This is a genomic window from Streptomyces sp. NPDC001732 (assembly GCF_053596315.1).
Genome location: NZ_JBSFFY010000062.1, coordinates 1 through 18421, shown reverse-complemented (window position 1 = coordinate 18421; position 18421 = coordinate 1). Strand labels below are relative to the sequence as shown.

At 72.1% G+C, this 18421-nt stretch carries 12 protein-coding genes; 9 read left to right on the top strand and 3 right to left on the bottom strand.

Annotated elements, in window-relative coordinates; genetic code table 11:
• Positions 1-138: 138 nt before the first annotated feature.
• Positions 139-1968 carry a chitinase gene (locus tag ACWCXX_RS33670; RefSeq protein WP_451133957.1) on the top strand — a complete coding sequence of 610 codons (1830 nt, stop codon included), beginning with the start codon at positions 139-141 and terminating at the stop codon, positions 1966-1968.
• Between the two features lie 67 nt (positions 1969-2035).
• Here ACWCXX_RS33670 and ACWCXX_RS33665 read toward each other — a convergent pair whose 3' ends face one another.
• Positions 2036-2845: a phosphatase PAP2 family protein gene (locus tag ACWCXX_RS33665; protein WP_451133955.1), complete on the bottom strand. Its 810-nt coding sequence runs from the start codon at positions 2843-2845 to the stop codon at positions 2036-2038.
• A 147-nt stretch (positions 2846-2992) separates the two neighbouring features.
• A complete protein-coding gene (gene gabT, locus ACWCXX_RS33660) occupies positions 2993-4333 on the bottom strand; it encodes a 4-aminobutyrate--2-oxoglutarate transaminase (protein ID WP_451133953.1) in 1341 nt (446 codons plus the stop codon).
• Positions 4334-4566: 233 nt separating this feature from the next.
• Between gabT and ACWCXX_RS33655 the strand changes: the two genes are divergently transcribed.
• The 3 genes from ACWCXX_RS33655 to ACWCXX_RS33645 all read left to right on the top strand — a co-directional run bounded on the left by ACWCXX_RS33655 (position 4567) and on the right by ACWCXX_RS33645 (position 10432).
• On the top strand, positions 4567-6996 hold the full coding sequence (locus ACWCXX_RS33655) for an ATP/GTP-binding protein (protein ID WP_451133951.1): 2430 nt from the start codon (positions 4567-4569) through the stop codon (positions 6994-6996).
• 146 nt (positions 6997-7142) lie between these two features.
• Positions 7143-8717, top strand: coding sequence for a PucR family transcriptional regulator (locus ACWCXX_RS33650; protein ID WP_451133949.1), 1575 nt, complete (start codon positions 7143-7145; stop codon positions 8715-8717).
• Positions 8718-8986: 269 nt separating this feature from the next.
• Positions 8987-10432: an aldehyde dehydrogenase family protein gene (locus ACWCXX_RS33645; RefSeq protein ID WP_451133947.1), complete on the top strand. Its 1446-nt coding sequence runs from the start codon at positions 8987-8989 to the stop codon at positions 10430-10432.
• Positions 10433-10572: 140 nt separating this feature from the next.
• Here the strand turns inward: ACWCXX_RS33645 and ACWCXX_RS33640 are convergent, their stop codons facing one another.
• Positions 10573-11679 carry a zinc-binding dehydrogenase gene (locus ACWCXX_RS33640; RefSeq protein WP_451133945.1) on the bottom strand — a complete coding sequence of 369 codons (1107 nt, stop codon included), beginning with the start codon at positions 11677-11679 and terminating at the stop codon, positions 10573-10575.
• A gap of 266 nt (positions 11680-11945) precedes the next feature.
• Between ACWCXX_RS33640 and ACWCXX_RS33635 the strand changes: the two genes are divergently transcribed.
• The 5 genes from ACWCXX_RS33635 to ACWCXX_RS33615 all read left to right on the top strand — a co-directional run.
• Entirely contained in the window at positions 11946-13904 is a 1959-nt protein-coding gene (locus ACWCXX_RS33635; RefSeq protein ID WP_451133943.1) for an acyl-CoA dehydrogenase family protein, read from the top strand.
• 77 nt (positions 13905-13981) lie between these two features.
• Positions 13982-15220, top strand: a complete 1239-nt coding sequence (gene aroA / locus ACWCXX_RS33630) for a 3-phosphoshikimate 1-carboxyvinyltransferase (protein WP_451133941.1) — start codon at positions 13982-13984, stop codon at positions 15218-15220.
• Positions 15221-15356: 136 nt separating this feature from the next.
• Positions 15357-16619 (top strand): 1-deoxy-D-xylulose-5-phosphate reductoisomerase, encoded by a 1263-nt coding sequence (dxr, locus tag ACWCXX_RS33625; RefSeq protein WP_451133939.1) that lies wholly within the window; start codon positions 15357-15359, stop codon positions 16617-16619.
• A complete protein-coding gene (locus ACWCXX_RS33620; RefSeq protein ID WP_451133937.1) occupies positions 16616-17926 on the top strand; it encodes a M50 family metallopeptidase in 1311 nt (436 codons plus the stop codon). Before dxr ends, ACWCXX_RS33620 begins: the two co-directional genes overlap by 4 nt.
• A 190-nt stretch (positions 17927-18116) precedes the next feature.
• On the top strand, positions 18117-18421 hold a 305-nt coding region (locus ACWCXX_RS33615; protein ID WP_451133935.1), incomplete at its 3' end, for a flavodoxin-dependent (E)-4-hydroxy-3-methylbut-2-enyl-diphosphate synthase.

The window sequence follows — 18421 nt, the reverse complement described above, 5'->3', positions numbered from 1 at the left end:
CGACGGGGGAGGAGGGGGCGGGAAACGGGACATGTCGGCGGCGGGTACGACGGGGTGCTGCCAGAGGTCTTGACAACCTGATTGGTCTGGACCATGTTGTGCCCGCCGCACTCGATTCCCCCATGCACGGAGGCCGTTGTGGAACGCACGGTACCCCCCGCCCGATTTACCGGACTTGTGGCCGCCTTCTCGGCGGCGCTGCTCGCCGCAGGCGGCCTGACCGCCCTCGCCCCCTCTGCCGCCGCTGCCGACGTCGATCTGGCGCGCAACGGCGGCTTCGAGTCCGGCCTGGACGGCTGGAGTTGTACGGGTGGCAGCGGAGTCACCGTCAACTCCCCCGTCCACAGCGGCACTTCGGCACTGAAGGCGACACCGGCCGGCGGCGACAACGCCAAGTGCTCCCAGACCGTGACGGTCGAGCCGGACTCCACGTACACGCTCAGCTCCTGGGTGCAGGGCGGCTACGTCCACCTCGGCGCGTCCGGTACCGGCACCACCGACGTGTCCACCTGGACGCAGTCGGCGGCCGACTGGAAGCAGCTCACCACCACCTTCAGGACCGGACCGTCCACCACCTCGGTGACCGTCTACACCCACGGCTGGTACGGCACGCCCGCCTACTACGCCGACGACCTCACCCTCGTCGGACCCGGCGGAGCCCCCGCCGAACTGCCCGCCGCCCCCACCGGGCTGAAGGCCGGCACGGCCACCGCCTCCTCGGTCGACCTCTCCTGGACCGGCTCCACCGGAGCCACCGGCTACCACGTCTACCGGGGCGGCACCAAGGTCCTCTCGGTCACCGGAACCTCCGCCACGGTCACCGGGCTGACCGCGTCGACCGCGTACAGCTTCCAGGTCACCGCGACCAACTCCGCGGGCGAGTCCGCCAAGTCCGCCGCCGTCCAGGCCACCACCACCGCGGCGGGCGGCGGAGGCGGGGACAGCGGCAAGCTGCCCGCCCACGCGCTCGTCGGCTATCTGCATGCCAGCTTCGCCAACGGCTCCGGCTACACACGGATGGCGGACGTGCCCGACTCCTGGGACGTCATCGACCTGGCCTTCGGCGAGCCCACCTCGGTCACCTCCGGCGACATCCGCTTCTCGCTCTGCCCGGTCACCGAGTGCCCGAACGTCGAGTCCCTCGCCGAGTTCAAGGCCGCCATCAAGGCCAAGCAGGCCGCGGGCAAGAAGGTCCTGATCTCCATCGGGGGCCAGAACGGCCAGGTGCAGCTCACCACCACCGCCGCCCGGGACACCTTCGTCTCCTCCGTCAGCAGGATCATCGACGAGTACGGCCTGGACGGCCTCGACATCGACTTCGAGGGCCACTCGCTCTCGCTGAACACCGGCGACACGGACTTCCGGAACCCCACCACCCCGGTCGTCGTCAACCTGATCTCCGCGGTGAAGACCCTCAAGGCCAAGTACGGCGAGAAGTTCGTCCTCACCATGGCGCCCGAGACCTTCTTCGTGCAGCTCGGCCACCAGTACTACGGTTCGGGCCCCTGGGGCGGCCAGGACCCCCGGGCCGGCGCCTACCTCCCGGTCATCCACGCCCTGCGCGACGACCTGACCCTGCTGCACGTCCAGGACTACAACTCGGGCTCCATCATGGGCCTGGACAACCAGTACCACTCGATGGGCGGCGCGGACTTCCACATCGCCATGACCGACATGCTGCTCACCGGATTCCCGGTGGCCGGTGACCAGACCAAGGTCTTCCCCGCGCTGCGCCCCGACCAGGTCGCCATCGGCCTGCCGGCCTCCACCCAGGCGGGCAACGGCCACACCTCGCCCGCCGAGGTCACCAAGGCGCTGAACTGCCTGACGAAGAAGACCGACTGCGGCTCGTACACCACCCACGGCACCTGGCCCCAGCTGCGCGGGCTGATGTCGTGGTCGATCAACTGGGACCGCTTCAACAACGGGGAGTTCTCGAAGAACTTCGACGCCTACTTCGGCAACTGACACCCGCTCCGGCCCCCGGGACACCCGCTCCGGTCCCCGGGACGCCCGCTCCGGCGGCCGAGGACGCCTACTTCGGCACCCGGGGACGCCCGCTTCGGCAACCGAGCCGGAGGCAGACCAGCAGCGCCCCGCACAACCACCAGCTGCCCAGCACGTCCAGCGGCCAGTGGTAGCCGCGCAGCACCAGACCGATGCCCGTCGCCGTGGCCAGCAAGGCAGCGGCGACGGGCATCATCCACGACCACGCCCGCCGCACGCCGGGCGCCAGCAGCAGCGCCGCGGCCCCGTACGCCACCACGGCCGTCGCCGCGTGCCCGGACGGGTAGTAGCCGGTGGCCTCCGTCAGCGGCCCCGGACGGGCGACCCAGTCCTTCAGCGGCACGACGAGGAGCGGCACCGCCGCCATGGCCAGCGCCGCGCACAACGGCGCGCGGCGCTCACCGCGCCCCAGGGACCGGACGATCGCGAGACCCAGCACCGGGAGCGCGACCTGCATGTTGCCGAGATCGGCGAGGAATTCCGTCAGCCGGAGGGGACCGTGCCCCACGAGCGCCCGCCCGGCCCGCTCGTCGAGACCGCGCAGCGGACCGTCGGCCGCGACCTGCCAGGTGGTGAGGGCGAACAGCACCGGCAGGAGCGGTGCCAGGAGAACGAGAAGGGCCGGCCGCCCGGGAACAGGGGGGGTGGTTCCGGGGCGGCCGGTCGGATCGGTTCGCCGCGCGCCCCGGGGGGTCTGGGGCGGGCGGCCGTCCGATCGGTGAGGAGTTCCGGAGCCGAGGGCTCCAGTGGCGTGCCCGAGGGCACGGCCGGAACGGCGCCGGGGAAGCTCCGGTCCGGCATCGCCCGCAGTCCCCTGTGGGCGAGGTGTTTCTCTCATCTGCGCAAACCGTACGGCAGCCGGTGGGGGACCGACAGCCGGAAACGTATCCCGCCATCGGCCCCGCACACCTTCTTCACAGGCCCACACGCGACGCCTGCATCCCCGGCGGGAAAGCGGTCCTCCGCCGCCGGGGGTTCGCACAGGTCAGATCCCGGCGAAAGCCTGCTCGATGACGTCGAGCGCCTCGTTCAGCAGGTCCTCGCCGATCACCAGCGGCGGCAGGAAGCGCAGGACGTTGCCGTACGTGCCGCAGGTGAGGACCAGCACGCCCTGGGCGTGGCACGCCTTGGCGAGCTTCGCGGCGGCCTCCGGGTGCGGGTCCTTCGTGCCGGACTTCACCAGCTCGATCGCGATCATCGCGCCGCGGCCGCGGATGTCACCGATGATGTCGCCGTTGTCGAGCTTCGACTGCATCTCGGCGAGGCGGCCCTTCATGACCTCCTCGATGCGCTTGGCCTTCCCGTTCAGGTCCAGCTCGCGCATCGTCTCGATGGCACCGAGGGCACCCGCGCAGGCGACCGGGTTGCCGCCGTAGGTGCCGCCGAGGCCACCGGCGTGGGCGGAGTCCATGATCTCGGCGCGGCCGGTCACGGCGGAGAGCGGCAGACCGCCCGCGATGCCCTTGGCGGTGGTGATCAGGTCCGGGACGATGCCCTCGTCCTCGCAGGCGAACCACTGGCCGGTGCGGCAGAAGCCGGACTGGATCTCGTCGGCGACGAAGACGATGCCGTTGTCCTTGGCGAACTGGGCGATCGCCGGGAGGAAGCCCTTGGCCGGCTCGATGAAGCCGCCCTCGCCGAGCACCGGCTCGATGATGATCGCGGCGACGTTCTCCGCGCCGATCTGCTTGTTGATCTGGTCGATGGCCTGGGCGGACGCCTCGGCACCGGCGTTCTCGGCACCGGTCGGCCAGCGGTAGCCGTACGCCACCGGCACCCGGTAGACCTCGGGCGCGAACGGGCCGAAGCCCTGCTTGTACGGCATGTTCTTGGCGGTCAGCGCCATCGTGAGGTTGGTGCGGCCGTGGTAGCCGTGGTCGAAGACGACGACCGCGGTGCGCTTGGTGTGGATGCGGGCGATCTTCACCGCGTTCTCGACGGCCTCGGCGCCCGAGTTGAACAGCGCGGACTTCTTGGGGTGGTCGCCCGGGGTCAGCTCGGCGAGCTGCTCGCAGACCTCGACGTAGCCCTCGTACGGCGTGACCATGAAACAGGTGTGGGTGAAGTCGGCGAGCTGCGCGGACGCGCGGCGCACGACGGCCTCGGCGGAGGCGCCGACCGAGGTCACGGCGATGCCGGAGCCGAGGTCGATCAGCCGGTTGCCGTCCACGTCCTCGATGATTCCGCCACCGGCGCGGGCGGTGAACACAGGCAGGGTGGAGCCCACGCCCGCCGCCACCGTGTTCAGACGGCGGGCCTGCAGCTCCACCGACTTCGGGCCGGGAATGGCGGTGACGACGCGTCGCTCCTGCGGAATTTCGGTCATGGGGGGCTCCTGGGGGGATGTTTCGGACGCTTCCCCAGCAGGCTAGGGGCGAGGCCCGGGGTCCGGCATGTTCCGTTCGGGAGTGGTGGCCGCGCGCCGTTGTCCGCCACGGACATAGCGGGGGTGCCGGGGCGGGGGCCGCGATCGGGGGAGCCTTGCTGAACTCACCGTGCGTGCGCACTAGATTGACCGGAGCACAGGACGGACCCGGCCGGTCAGGGGGGCAACGGTTCATGACGAGCGACGAGGCGCACGGGGTGCGTGGCACGAGCGGTACGGAGCGGGGGAACGATCACTTCGGCATGCCCCGCGGTCCGGTGCCGCGCCCGGCCGCGCCGCCCACTGCCCCGCCGATGCCCGCCGGCCCTCCCCGCACCGGGCCGCTGCCCGAGGCCCCCCCGGTGCCCGCCCACAGCCCCGGGACCGGGCCGTCGACCGCCGAGTGGCTGAACACCCCCCGGCCCGCTGCCGCGCCGGGCGTCTGGCGGTACGGACACGTTCCACGCCCCGATGAGAAGCCGCCGCGTCCCTCCCTGCTCGGCCCGTCGACCGCCCTGATGCTCTGGCTGCTGTTCTGGTTCCTGCTGGCGGACTTCAGCCTCCCCTACATGGATGTGCCCCTGCGGGCGATCACACCGGCGGAGTGGTGGGCACTCGACGGCCTGCGGTACTACGCCCCGCCCGCCGCGTACGACGTCCGCACGCTCTACAGCCAGGTGCTGGTGCTGCTCGCGGGACTGTGGACCGCCCGTCTCGGGAACTGGGCCGGGCTTTTTCGGTACTGGGCGGGGCCCCGGCCGGACCGTGCCCGGCTGATCCTCTCGGGCTTCGGCGCCCTGCTCGCGCTGTGGCTGGTGTGGAGCAACAAGGTGCCGCTGCTGAAGGTCCTCCTGTACATGTCGGAGGGCTGGCTGCTGAGCGGGGACAAATATCTGGCGGCTCTGGCCGCCTACGGGTCCTACGCGGTGGCCGTCGTGGTGCCGGTGTGGCCGATCGCTCGGGCCGGGCGCTGGCGCGCCGCACTGCGTGACCTGCGAGAACGTCGCGCCACCGGGCCCTTGGAGGAGGCGCGGACTCCGGTGTCCGCGACCGGGGCGGACGCGGCGCACTGGCCGGAGCTGCGCGCCGCGGGTCTCGTCGAGGCGGCGGAGGTGCTCACCTCGGCCGTGCGGGCCGGGCGCATGAACGACGTGGACTGCGCTCGTGTGAACCACGCCTGGGCACGGACCCGGACTCGTCACGAGGGGCCGGAATCCTTCGACGGGGCGGTCGTGCGCCGGGGGGCGGACGCCTTCCTGCACCCCTCGGGACACCGGGACCTCCCGCTCCGCGGCGCACGCCACGACCTGCTGGTCGGCCAGGTCCGCATCGGCGGCTGCTCGGACGACGAGCGCAACCCGTATGCGCGCAGGGGGTCGGGCGTGGCCCTGGACCCCGCCGTTCTGGGCACGTCCCTGCTGGCGGTCGGGCCGCCCGGCGCGGGCAAGACGGCGAAACTGGTGCGCCCGGTCGTGGAGAGCCTGGCCCTTCAGGCCCTGACGGGCCAGGCTGCGGTGCTCGCGGTCGGCGCCGCAGGGACTCCGCTCGGTCATGACGACGCGTACGACGTCATCGTGAAGATCGGAGATCCCTCGTCCGCCCACGACTTCGACCTGTACGGCGGGGCGACCGACCCCGATGAGGCCGCAGCCACCCTCGCGGAAGGACTGGCCGGAGACGTCCCCGGCCTGGACGGTCGGCGCGCGGCCCTGGTCCTGGCCCAGCTGCTCGGCCCGTACCGGGCCGTCCACGGATGCTTCCCCGGGGTGCCGGTGCTGCGGGAACTGCTGGCCGGTGACGAGTCCGCCCTCGGGGAGCTGCGTCGTTCCCTGGAAGCCGGTGGCCACTCGGCCATGCTCCGGGAACTGGATGCCCGGACCCGGCAGGCGGGCGGCTCGGGAGACCCCGCCCCGGTACTGGCCGATCGTGTTGCCCTCCTCGACCGGCCCGCGTTCGCCGGGTTCTTCGCCACGGGTGAGGAGGCCCGCCCCTTCACCCTCCGCTCCCTCGGACAGCACCCGCTCAGGGCCAGGATCGACCTTCCGGAACGTGCCCACGCGGGGGCGTCCAGGGTGCTCGCCCGGCTCATCCTCGCGCAGTTCAACGCGATCGCCGCCGCCCGTAACGACCGCTCGATCTTCTCCTGCCTGGTGCTGGACGACGCGACCCACACGGTCACCGCCGAGACCGTTCAGGGGCTCAGGCGGCTCAGGTCGGTGAACGCCGGTGCGGTACTGGTTCTGCGCACCATCGACGACGTTCCCGAGGGGCTGCACGCGGCCCTGCTGGGTGCGGTGGGGTGCGGGATGATCTTCTCGGGCGTCACCACCTGGGACGGCAAGCGTTTCGCGGAGACCTGGGGCAAGGAATGGGTTTCCGTCCGCGAGGTGGCCCAGCACGGGGTCTTCGCCGACCAGCCGCTCACCCGCGCGATGCACGCCCTGCGCAAGCTCGCCACCGGCAAGGCGGTCACCGTCGACGCCGTCACCGTGCGACAGGTGGAACGCGAACGGTGGTCCGCCTCCGCGCTGGCCTACGAGCTGCCCGCCGGGCACGCGGTCCTCTCCCTGACGACGGTCGACAACGAGCACGCACCGCCCCTGCTGGTGGACCTGAACGGCTGAAGGGCCGGGCGGCGGGAGCGCGGGGCCGCCGGGGGCGCGGGGTCTGGCGGACATGGTCATGCCGGACCCTGCCGCTCTGGCAGAATTGACGGGAGTCGTTCATACGGGACGGCGAAAACCCGACTCCCCGAGGTCTCGCACTCCCCATGCCCCTCACCCTCGCCTCGCTCGTCCAGCACTCCGCGCTCAGACTCACGGTGCGCGCGGGCGCGGACCGGCTCGACGCGCCCGTCCGCTGGGCGCACGCCAGCGAGCTGGCCGACCCCGTCCCGTACATGGAGGGCGGCGAGTTCCTGCTCGTCACCGCCACCAACCTCGACGCCGAGAACCCCGAGGCGATGCGGCGGTACGTACGGCGGCTGGCCGGGGCCGGAGTCGTCGGCCTGGGTTTCGCCGTCGGCGTCAACTACGACGAGGTGCCCCGCGCCCTGATCGATGCCGCGGGGGAAGCCGGGTTCCCGCTGCTCGAAGTGCCCCGCCGCACCCCGTTCATCGCCATCGCCAAGGCCGTGTCCTCGGCGATCGCCGCCGATCAGTACCGGGCCGTGACGGCCGGGTTCGAGGCCCAGCGGGAACTGACGAGGGCCGCGCTCGCGGGCGAGGGCCCCGGCGAACTCCTCGGCCGGCTCGCCGCGCACGTCGACGGCTGGGCCGCGCTGTACGACGCGGCGGGCCAGGTCGTCGCCGCGGCCCCCGAATGGGCCGCCCGCCGCGCCGCCCGGCTCACCCCCGACGTGGAACGCCTGCGGGACCGCCCGGCCCCGGCCAGCATGGTCGTCGGCGGCGCCGAGGACCGGGTCGAGCTCCAGTCCCTGGGCACCGGCCGCCGGGTCAGGGGAGCGCTGGCCGTCGGCACCGGCGCGGCCCTCGGCACCGCCGAGCGGTACGCCGTGCACTCCGCCGTCGCCCTGCTGACCCTGACCACCGCCCGCTCCCGCTCCCTCCAGGGCGCCGAACAGCGGCTCGGCGCCGCGGTGCTGCGCATGCTGCTCGCCGGCCAGCCCGACCACGCGCGGGCGGTCGCGGGGGACCTGTACGGAGACCTCCTCGACGCCCCGTTCCGGCTGCTCATCGCGGAGGCGTCCGCCCCCGCGGGCCCGGCGGCGCTCGGCGAGGCGATGGAGGCGGCGGCCTTCCGGACCGGCGAGGCCCTGCTGGCCGTCCCCGAGGGCGACCGGCTCCTCGTCCTCGCCGCGGACGGCGGAGCCGCGGTCGCGGCCTGCGCCGCGTACGCGGAGGCCCAGGAGGCGCGCACCTCCGCCGAAGGGGCCGCGGAGGAGGGGCAGGTGGTCGTGGGACTCTCCGCGCCGGCGGGCCCGATCGCCGTCTCCGCCGCGTACAAGCAGGCCGAACAGGCCCTGTCGGTGGCCCGCCGCCGGGGCAGGGCGCTGGTCGAGCACGAGGAGCTGGCGGCGGGCTCGGTGCTTCCGCTGCTCGCCGACGACGCGGTACGGGCCTTCGCCGACGGGATGCTCCGGGCCCTGCGCGAGCACGATGCCAAGGGGCGCGGCGACCTGGTGGCCTCGCTGCGCGCCTGGCTCGCCCACCACGGCCAGTGGGACGCGGCGGCGGTGGACCTGGGCGTGCACCGGCACACCCTGCGCTACCGGATGCGCCGGGTGGAGGAGATCCTGGGCCGCTCGCTGGACGACGCGGACGTCCGGATGGAGCTGTGGCTGGCCCTGAAGGCCACGAGCAACCCGCCGCCCCCGGAGTCGTGACCCGGAGCGGCCGGGAGCGGCACCGTCCCGTGCCGGCCGGGGGAGGCGCCGTCCCGTGCCGCTCCCGGATTCCCGGAGCGGTACCGCCCCGGATTCCGGCGCGGTACGGCTCCGGCCGGAGCGGGATGTTCCGCGCCCGGCCCCGCCGCATCCGACAAAGCGGCGTGCCCCCGGCGCGTACTGCTCCACGCCGGACAAACGCCAGGCGCGCCCTCCGGCCCTACGGTGGGGGCAGGACACCCCCACGACTCCGAAGGGCCGGAACCTCCATGACTTCCACCCACGCCTTCTGGCTCGCCGGCCGCCAGGCCACCGGTGAGGACAGCTTCGACGTCACCAACCCCTGGGACGGCCGTCTCGTCGGCACCGTCAGCGTGCCGACCGACGCCCAGATCGAGGAGGCCGTCGCGGCCGCGCACGCCGTGCGCGAGGAGTTCGCCGCGACCCCGGCCCACGTCCGGGCCGCCGCACTCGACCACGTCGTACGGCGTCTGGTGGAGCGCACCGAGGAGATCGCCCAGCTGATCTCCGCCGAGAACGGCAAGCCCATCAAGTGGGCCCGCGGCGAGGTCGGCCGTGCCGTCTCCGTGTTCCGGTTCGCCGCCGAGGAGGCCCGCCGCTTCAACGGCGGCGACGCCCAGCGCCTGGACACCGACGCGGGCGGCACCGGCCGCCTCGGCCTGACCCGGCGCTTCCCGCGCGGCACGGTCCTCGGCATCGCGCCGTTCAACTTCCCGCTGAACCTCAGCGCCCACAAGGTCGCCCCGGCCATCGCCGTCGGCGCCCCGATCATCCTGAAGCCCGCCCCGGCCACCCCGATCTCCTCGCTGGTCCTGGGCGAGCTGCTGGCCGAGACCGACCTGCCGGCCGGCTCCTGGTCCGTGCTGACCGTCCCCAACGACCGCATGCCCGCCCTGGTCCAGGACGAGCGCCTGCCCGTCATCTCCTTCACCGGCTCCGGCCCGGTCGGCTACTCGATCATGGAGTCGGTGCCGCGCAAGCACTGCACCCTGGAGCTCGGCGGCAACGCCGCCGCGGTCGTCCTCGGCGACTACGCCTCCGAGGAGGACCTGGACTGGGCCGCGAACCGCATCGCGACCTTCTCCAACTACCAGGGCGGCCAGTCCTGCATCTCGGTGCAGCGGGTCATCGCGGACGCCGCGGTCTACGACCGGCTGCTCCCGAAGATCGTCGCCGCCGTCGAGGCCCAGATCACCGGCGACCCCTCGGACCCCGCCACCGAGGTCGGCCCGCTGGTCAGCGAGGACGCCGCCAAGCGCGTCGAGTCCTGGGTCGACGAGGCAGTGCAGGCCGGCGCCCAGCTGCTCACCGGCGGCAAGCGGGACGGCGCCACCTACGCCCCCACCGTGCTCGCGGAGCTCCCGGACGGCGTCACCCTCTCCTGCGAGGAGGTCTTCGGACCGGTGCTGTCCGTGCAGAAGGTGAACGGCGAGGCCGAGGCGTTCGAGGCCGTCAACTCCTCCAAGTACGGCCTGCAGGCAGGGGTGTTCACACACGACCTGCAGACCGCCTTCCGCGCCCACCGCGCCCTGGAGGTCGGCGGCGTGATCATCGGCGACGTCCCCTCCTACCGCGCGGACCAGATGCCGTACGGCGGCGCCAAGCAGTCCGGCGTCGGCCGCGAGGGCGTCCGCTACGCCATGGACGACTACACCTACGAGCGCGTGCTGGTCCTCACCGGCCTCGCCCTGTAGTCCACGACCGGCGTCGAACCGGTCCACCGACGTCGCCTGCGATCCGCCTGGACAGCACGACAGCAGGCGACAACGAGACGGCCGGAGCCCACTGTGCGGGGGTTCCGGCCGTCTCTGCGTATCCGCATTCCGACCTGCGGTCAGTCGGCCGAGCCGACCTCGATCACCACACGCAGCGCGGAACCGCCCTTGAGCGCCTCGAATGCCGCGTCGTACTCCTCAAGGGGGAACCGGTGGGTCACCTGCGACGCCAGTTCGAGGTCACCGCGCTGCGCGGCCTGCACCAGGACCTGCGGATCGGTGAACGGGTTGGTCGCCCCGTTCAGCGCGCCGCGGATCGACAAGTGCCGCATCATCAGGTCGGTGATGCCGAAGGACGCGTCCGGGACACGGGTGGGGATTCCGGCCTGGGCCGGCGTCCCGCCGATCTCGAGGATCGACAGTCCCGCACGGATCATGGTGGGCTGACCGGTCGCTTCGACGACGACGTCGACATGACGTCCGATCGCCCTCAGGAGGTGCTCCGCCGTCTCGGCGGCGTCGGCCTTCGGGTCGACCGCCACGAACGCGTCGGCCCCGAACCGGCGGGCGAGATCCTCCTTCGCGGGATTGATGTCGACAGCGACGATCCGGCCGGCCCCGCCCAGACGCGCGGCCTGGATGCTGTTGATGCCGATGCCTCCGATGCCGAACACGGCAACCGACTGTCCCGGCTTCAGCCGTGCGAGGTTGCGGACCATGCCGACGCCGGTGCTCACGGCGCATCCGACGAGCGCGGCGCCGGCCATGTCCAGGTCGTCGCCGATGGGGTGTGCCTGCAGCTCGTCGATGACGACGTGCTCGGCCGGCGACGACGAGCGGGCGAACGACCTGACGGGGCGGCCGTTGCGCGAGAACGGCGCCGCCGGGTCGTCCATCCCGGTCGCACACGCGGTGTAGAGCCCCCGGGCGCACGCCGCGCAGCGCATACAGGGGCGCCGGCAGGTCACGGCGACCCGCTGGCCGACCACGAGTCCGGTCACGGCCGAGCCGACCTCCTCGATGATGCCTGCCCCTTCGTGGCCGTGGACCGCATGCGCGGGATCGGCGGTCCCGCCCCAACCCGCGCACAGGAGCCGGCCGTGGGCGTAGGCGGCGACGGCAATGCCTGTTTCGCCGAGTTCGAGTGCGCGATCCACGGCCTCGCGGAGTCTCGGGCCGTTCCGCGTCACGACATCGCCTTCCTCGCCGGTACCGGTGCGGACCATTCACTGGAGTGTGACTCCAGTCAGTAGGGTCTCCATATCTCGATGGCTCCCATCGATCCGCCGGACGGCTCCCCGCCGCGTCCGCCACCGCAGGCGGGTCAGTGGAGTGGCCGGCGACCCGATCGGCGTCCGGGGATGGTGGGCGTGCCGGGATTCGGGTACATACGGACGAGTAGAGCCGGTTGGTACCGGTGGGTGCTACCCCACTCGGACCGGCCCCGTCCCCCCCCCCACACACACCCGCAAAGCGGCGAGGTGAGCTCCTCATGTCCGCACCATCCGCATCGTCCACGTCGAAGAACGCGGCCGGCATCACCGAGCGCGAAGCGCGCCGAGTGGCCGAGGCCGCGCGCGAACAGGACTGGCACAAGCCCAGCTTCGCCAAGGAACTCTTCCTCGGCCGCTTCCGGCTCGACCTGATCCACCCGCACCCGATGCCACCCCCGGACGACGTCCGGCGCGGCGAGGCGTTCCTCGCCCGGCTGCGCGAATTCTGCGAGACCCGGATCGACGGCGCCCTGATCGAGCGCGAGGCCCGCATCCCGGACGAGGTGATCAACGGCCTCAAGGAACTCGGCGCGCTCGGGATGAAGATCGACCCCAAGTACGGCGGGCTCGGCCTGACCCAGGTGTACTACAACAAGGCCCTCGCCCTGGTCGGCTCCGCGAACCCGGCGATCGGCGCGCTGCTCTCCGCCCACCAGTCCATCGGCGTGCCCCAGCCGTTGAAGCTCTTCGGCAGCCAGGAGCAGAAGGACGCCTTCCTGCCCCGGCTGGCCCGTACCGACATCTCGGCGTTCCTCCTCACCGAGCCGGACGTCGGCTCCGACCCGGCCCGGCTCGCCACCTCGGCCGTCCCGGACGGACCGGACCACTACGTCCTGGACGGGGTGAAGCTCTGGACGACCAACGGCGTCGTCGCCGACCTGCTCGTCGTGATGGCCCGGGTACCGGAGTCGGAGGGCCACAAGGGCGGCATCACGGCCTTCGTCGTCGAGGCGGACTCCCCGGGCATCACCGTCGAGAACCGCAACGCCTTCATGGGGCTGCGGGGCCTGGAGAACGGCGTCACCCGCTTCCACCGCGTCAGGGTCCCCGCCGCGAACCGCATCGGCCCCGAGGGCGCCGGACTCAGGATCGCCCTCACCACGCTCAACACCGGACGGCTCTCCCTGCCCGCCATGTGCGTCGGCGCCGGAAAGTGGTGCCTGAAGATCGCCCGCCAGTGGTCCTCGGAACGCGAGCAGTGGGGCAGACCGGTCGCCCGGCACGAGGCGGTCGGCGCCAAGATCTCCTTCATCGCCGCGACCACCTTCGCGCTCGAAGCGGTGGTGGACCTCTCCTCCCAGATGGCGGACGAGGACCGCAACGACATCCGCATCGAAGCGGCCCTCGCCAAGCTGTACGGCTCCGAAATGGGCTGTCTGATGGCCGACGAACTGGTCCAGATCCGGGGAGGACGCGGCTTCGAGACCGCCGACTCCCTCGCCGCCCGCGGCGAACGGGCCGTACCCGCCGAACAGTTGCTGCGCGACCTGCGGATCAACCGGATCTTCGAGGGCTCGACCGAGATCATGCACCTGCTGATCGCCCGGGAGGCCGTCGACGCCCACCTGAAGGTCGCCGGGGACATCATCGACCCCGACAAACCCCTCTCCGCGAAGGCGCGGGCCGGGGCGAACGCGGCCGGCTTCTACGCCCGCTGGCTGCCGGGACTCGTCGCCGGCCCCGGCCAACTCCCGGGCACGTACAGCGAGTTCAATCCGGACGGCCACCCGGACCTGTCCGCCCACCTGCGCTACGTCGAACGCTCCTCCCGGAAACTGGCGCGCTCCACCTTCTACGCCATGTCGCGCTGGCAGGGCCGGATGGAGACCAAACAGGGCTTCCTCGGCCGGATCGTCGACATCGGCGCGGAACTCTTCGCGATGAGCGCCGCGTGCGTCCGCGCCGAACTGCTGCGCTCCTCGGGCGAGCACGGCCGCGAGGCGTACCGGCTGGCCGACGTGTTCTGCCACCAGTCCCGCGTGCGGACCGAGGAACTCTTCACCCGCCTGTGGTCCAACACCGACGACCTGGACCGGCGCATGGTCGACGGCGTCCTGTCCGGCGCGTACACCTGGCTGGAGGAAGGCGTCGTCGACCCCAGCGGCGAAGGACCCTGGATCGCCGACACCACACCGGGGCCGAGCGTCCGGGACGACGTCCACCGCACCATCCGCTGAACCCCGGACCGCAGGGGCCCGTCCACGCACCGGACGGGCCCCTCACGGCCGCGCGCGGTGCGGCAGGATGACGAACCGTGACCCTCATCCACCTACCCGGCTCCAAGTCCGTCACCGCGCGCGCCCTCTTCCTGGCCGCCGCCGCGAACGGCACCAGCACCCTCGTACGACCCCTGTGCTCGGACGACACCGAGGGCTTCGCCGAAGGGCTCACCCGCCTCGGCCACCGGATCACGCGGGAGGCGGACCGCTGGCACGTCGAGGGCCGCCCGGACGGCCCCGCCGTCACCGACGCCGACATCCACTGCCGCGACGGCGCCACCACGGCGCGCTTCCTGCCCACCCTCGCCGCCGCCGCGGCCCGCGGCACCTACCGCTTCGACGCCTCCGCCCAGATGCGCCGCCGCCCCCTCGCCCCGCTCACCGAGGCGCTGCGCACGCTCGGCGTCGACCTGCACCACGGCGGGGCCGAGGGACACCACCCGCTGCGGATCGAGGCACACGGCATCAGGGGCGGCGACATCACCCTGGACGCGGGGGAGTCCTCGCAGTACCTCACCGCGCTGCTGATGCTCGGCCCGCTGACCGGGCACGGGCTGCGGATCACCGTCACCGACCTGGTCTCCGCCCCGTACGTGGAGATCACCCTCGCGATGATGCGCGACTTCGGCGTCGAGGCCGTCCGCGACGGCGACGTCTTCACCGTGCCGCCCGGCGGATACCGGGCCACCACGTACACCGTCGAACCCGACGCCTCCACCGCGAGCTACTTCTTCGCCGCCGCGGCCCTCACCGGCCGGGAGATCACCGTCCCCGGACTCGGCACCGACGCCCTCCAGGGCGACCTGCGGTTCGTCGACGTACTGCGCCGCATGGGCGCCGAGGTGTGCGTCACGAAGGAGTCCACCACCGTCCGCTCCGACGGGAAGCTCGCGGGCGTCACCGTCAACATGCGCGACATCTCCGACACCATGCCGACCCTGGCCGCACTCGCCCCCTTCGCCTCGGGGCCGGTACGCATCGAGGACGTGGGCAACACCCGGGTGAAGGAGTGCGACCGGCTGGAGGCCTGCGCCCAGAACCTCCGGCGGATGGGCATCACGGCCGAGACCGGCCCGGACTGGATCGAGATCCGGCCGGGCACCCCCCGCCCCACCGAGATCGCCACCCACGGCGACCACCGCATCGTCATGTCGTTCGCCGTCACCGGCCTCCGGGTGCCGGGCATCACGTTCGACGACCCCGGATGCGTCCGGAAGACGTTCCCCGGATTCCACGAGGCGTTCGCCGAGTCCGTCGAACCCACCGCCCACTGAGCCCTCCTCGACGGGCGCCGTGACCGAATGGCCACGAGCGTCCCGGTAAGGGAGGCCCCGGCCGCCACGGTCCTGCGGATCCCGGCGGCCCGGCGCCCGGGACGCACTGTCCACGCCCGTGGCGGATGCGGCAAGAATGGGGGGCATGAGCGACAGCCCTGCCCCCCTCGCCGACCCGCACCTCGTCTTCGACCCCGCGGAAGGCCGCCGGGATCTCGTCATCCTCGGCTCCACCGGTTCCATTGGCACCCAGGCCATCGACCTGGTGCTGCGCAACCCCGACCGCTTCCGCGTCACCGGGCTCTCCGCCGCCGGCGGACGGGTCGCCCTCCTCGCGGAGCAGGCGCGGCAACTGCGGGTGCGCACCGTGGCCGTCGCCGCGCCGGACGCCGTACCGGCCCTCCGCGAGGCACTGCGCGAGCAGTACGGGCCGGGCGAACCGCTCCCCGAGATCCTGGCGGGGCCCGAGGCCGCCGCCCAGCTCGCCGCGAGCGACTGCCACACCGTGCTCAACGGCATCACCGGATCGATCGGGCTCGCCCCCACCCTCGCCGCGCTGGAAGCCGGCCGCACCCTCGCCCTGGCCAACAAGGAGTCGCTGATCGTCGGCGGCCCGCTGGTCAAGGCGCTGGCGAAGCCCGGACAGATCATCCCGGTCGACTCCGAGCACGCCGCGCTCTTCCAGGCACTGGGCGCGGGCAGCCGCGCCGACGTGCGCAAGCTCGTCGTCACCGCGTCCGGCGGCCCCTTCCGCGGACGGACCCGGGACGAACTGGCCGGCGTCACCCGCGAACAGGCCCTCGCCCACCCGACCTGGGCCATGGGACCGGTCATCACGATCAACTCCGCCACCCTCGTCAACAAGGGACTGGAGGTCATCGAGGCCCACCTCCTCTACGACATCCCGTTCGACCGGATCGAGGTCGTCGTCCACCCCCAGTCGTACGTTCACTCCATGGTGGAGTTCACCGACGGCTCCACCCTCGCCCAGGCCACGCCCCCCGACATGCGGGGCCCGATCGCCATCGGCCTCGGCTGGCCCGCCCGCATCCCGGACGCCGCCCCCGCCTTCGACTGGTCGAAGGCGTCCACCTGGGAGTTCTTCCCCCTCGACGACGAGGCCTTCCCCTCCGTGGGACTGGCCAGGCACGTCGGCACGCTCGGCTCCACCGCACCCGCCGTCTTCAACGCCGCGAACGAGGAATGCGTCGACGCATTCCTCGCGGGAGGGCTGCCGTTCAACGGAATCATGGATACGGTCACGGCGGTGGTGGCCGAACACGGCACCCCCGCCACGGGAACTCCGCTCACGGTCGCAGACGTCCTCGAAGCGGAGACCTGGGCCCGCGTCCGGGCCCGTGAACTCTCGGCGAAAGCGACAGCGGAGGCGCGCGCATGAGCATTACGACGGTCCTGTTGACGATTCTGGGCATCGTCGTCTTCGTCATCGGTCTGCTGTTCTCGATCGCGTGGCACGAACTCGGGCACCTGTCGACCGCGAAACTCTTCGGCATCCGCGTCCCCCAGTACATGGTCGGTTTCGGACCGACGATCTGGTCGCGGAAGAAGGGCGACACCGAGTACGGCATCAAGGCCATCCCGGCCGGCGGCTACATCCGCATGATCGGCATGTTCCCGCCGGGCGAGGACGGACGCCTGGAGGCACGCTCCACGTCGCCGTGGCGCGGCATGATCGAGGACGCCAGGTCCGCCGCCTTCGAAGAACTCGAACCCGGTGACGAGAAGCGCCTCTTCTACACGCGCAAGCCGTGGAAGCGCGTCATCGTGATGTTCGCCGGACCCTTCATGAACCTGGTCCTCGCCGTCGCGATCTTCCTCGGCGTGGCGATGACCTTCGGCTTCCAGACCCAGACCACCGAGGTGGCGGGCGTCCAGAAGTGCGTGATCGCCCAGAGCGCGAACCGCGACACCTGCAAGAAGTCCGACCCCGTCTCGCCCGCGAAGGCGGCGGGGCTCCAGGAGGGCGACAAGATCGTCGCCTTCAACGGCCAGAAGGTCGACGACTGGGACGCGCTCTCCGCCAAGATCCGCGACACCATCGGCCCCGCCACCATCACCGTCCTGCGCGACGGCCAGGAAGAGACCCTCCACGCCGTGCTCCGGAAGAACGTGGTGGCGAAGAAGGACTCCAGGGGCGAGGTGATCGCCAACGAGTACGTGAACGCCGGCTACCTCGGTTTCGCCGCCCGGACCGAGATCGTCCCGCTCTCCTTCGGCGACTCGGTCGTGCGCATGGGGGACATGGTCCAGAACGGCGTCGACTCGATCATCGCCCTCCCCTCCAAGATCCCGGGCCTGTGGGACGCCGCCTTCGGCGACGGCGAACGCGCGGCGGACTCCCCGGTCGGCGTGGTCGGTGCGGCCAGGATCGGCGGCGAGGTGATGACGCTGGACGTACCGGCGCAGAACCAGATCGCGATGATGCTGTTCCTGCTGGCCGGTTTCAACCTCTCGCTGTTCCTCTTCAACATGCTGCCCCTGCTGCCGCTCGACGGCGGGCACATCGCCGGGGCGCTCTGGGAAGCCCTGCGCCGCAACGTCGCCCGGGTCTTCCGGCGCCCCGACCCCGGCCCCTTCGACGTGGCCAAGCTGATGCCGGTCGCCTATGTCGTCGCCGGTGTCTTCATCTGCTTCACGCTGCTGGTGCTGGTGGCCGACATCGTGAATCCGGTCAAGATCTCCTGATCCACCGACCGTTCCGTGCACGACGGGTGACGGCCCGGCACACAGCGTGTGCCGGGCCGTCCGCTTCCCCCGGTTTCTCCCCGGCAGCTACCGGCAGGGTGTGCTCGGGGCCGCCGCCGGTGCCGTAACCTCGAAGGCCGGAGCCCGCCGATCTCGGGACCTCTATCCACACCTTGGGGATGCTCAGCGCATGACTGCGATTTCTCTCGGAATTCCGTCCGTTCCGACCAAGCTCGCCGACCGGAGGGTCAGCCGCAAGATCCAGGTCGGGTCGGTTGCGGTGGGCGGGGACGCGCCGGTGTCGGTGCAGTCGATGACCACGACGCGCACCTCGGACGTCGGGGCGACGCTGCAGCAGATCGCGGAGCTGACGGCGTCGGGCTGCCAGATCGTCCGCGTCGCGTGTCCGACGCAGGACGACGCGGACGCGCTGGCGACGATCGCGAGGAAGTCGCAGATCCCGGTGATCGCGGACATCCACTTCCAGCCGAAGTA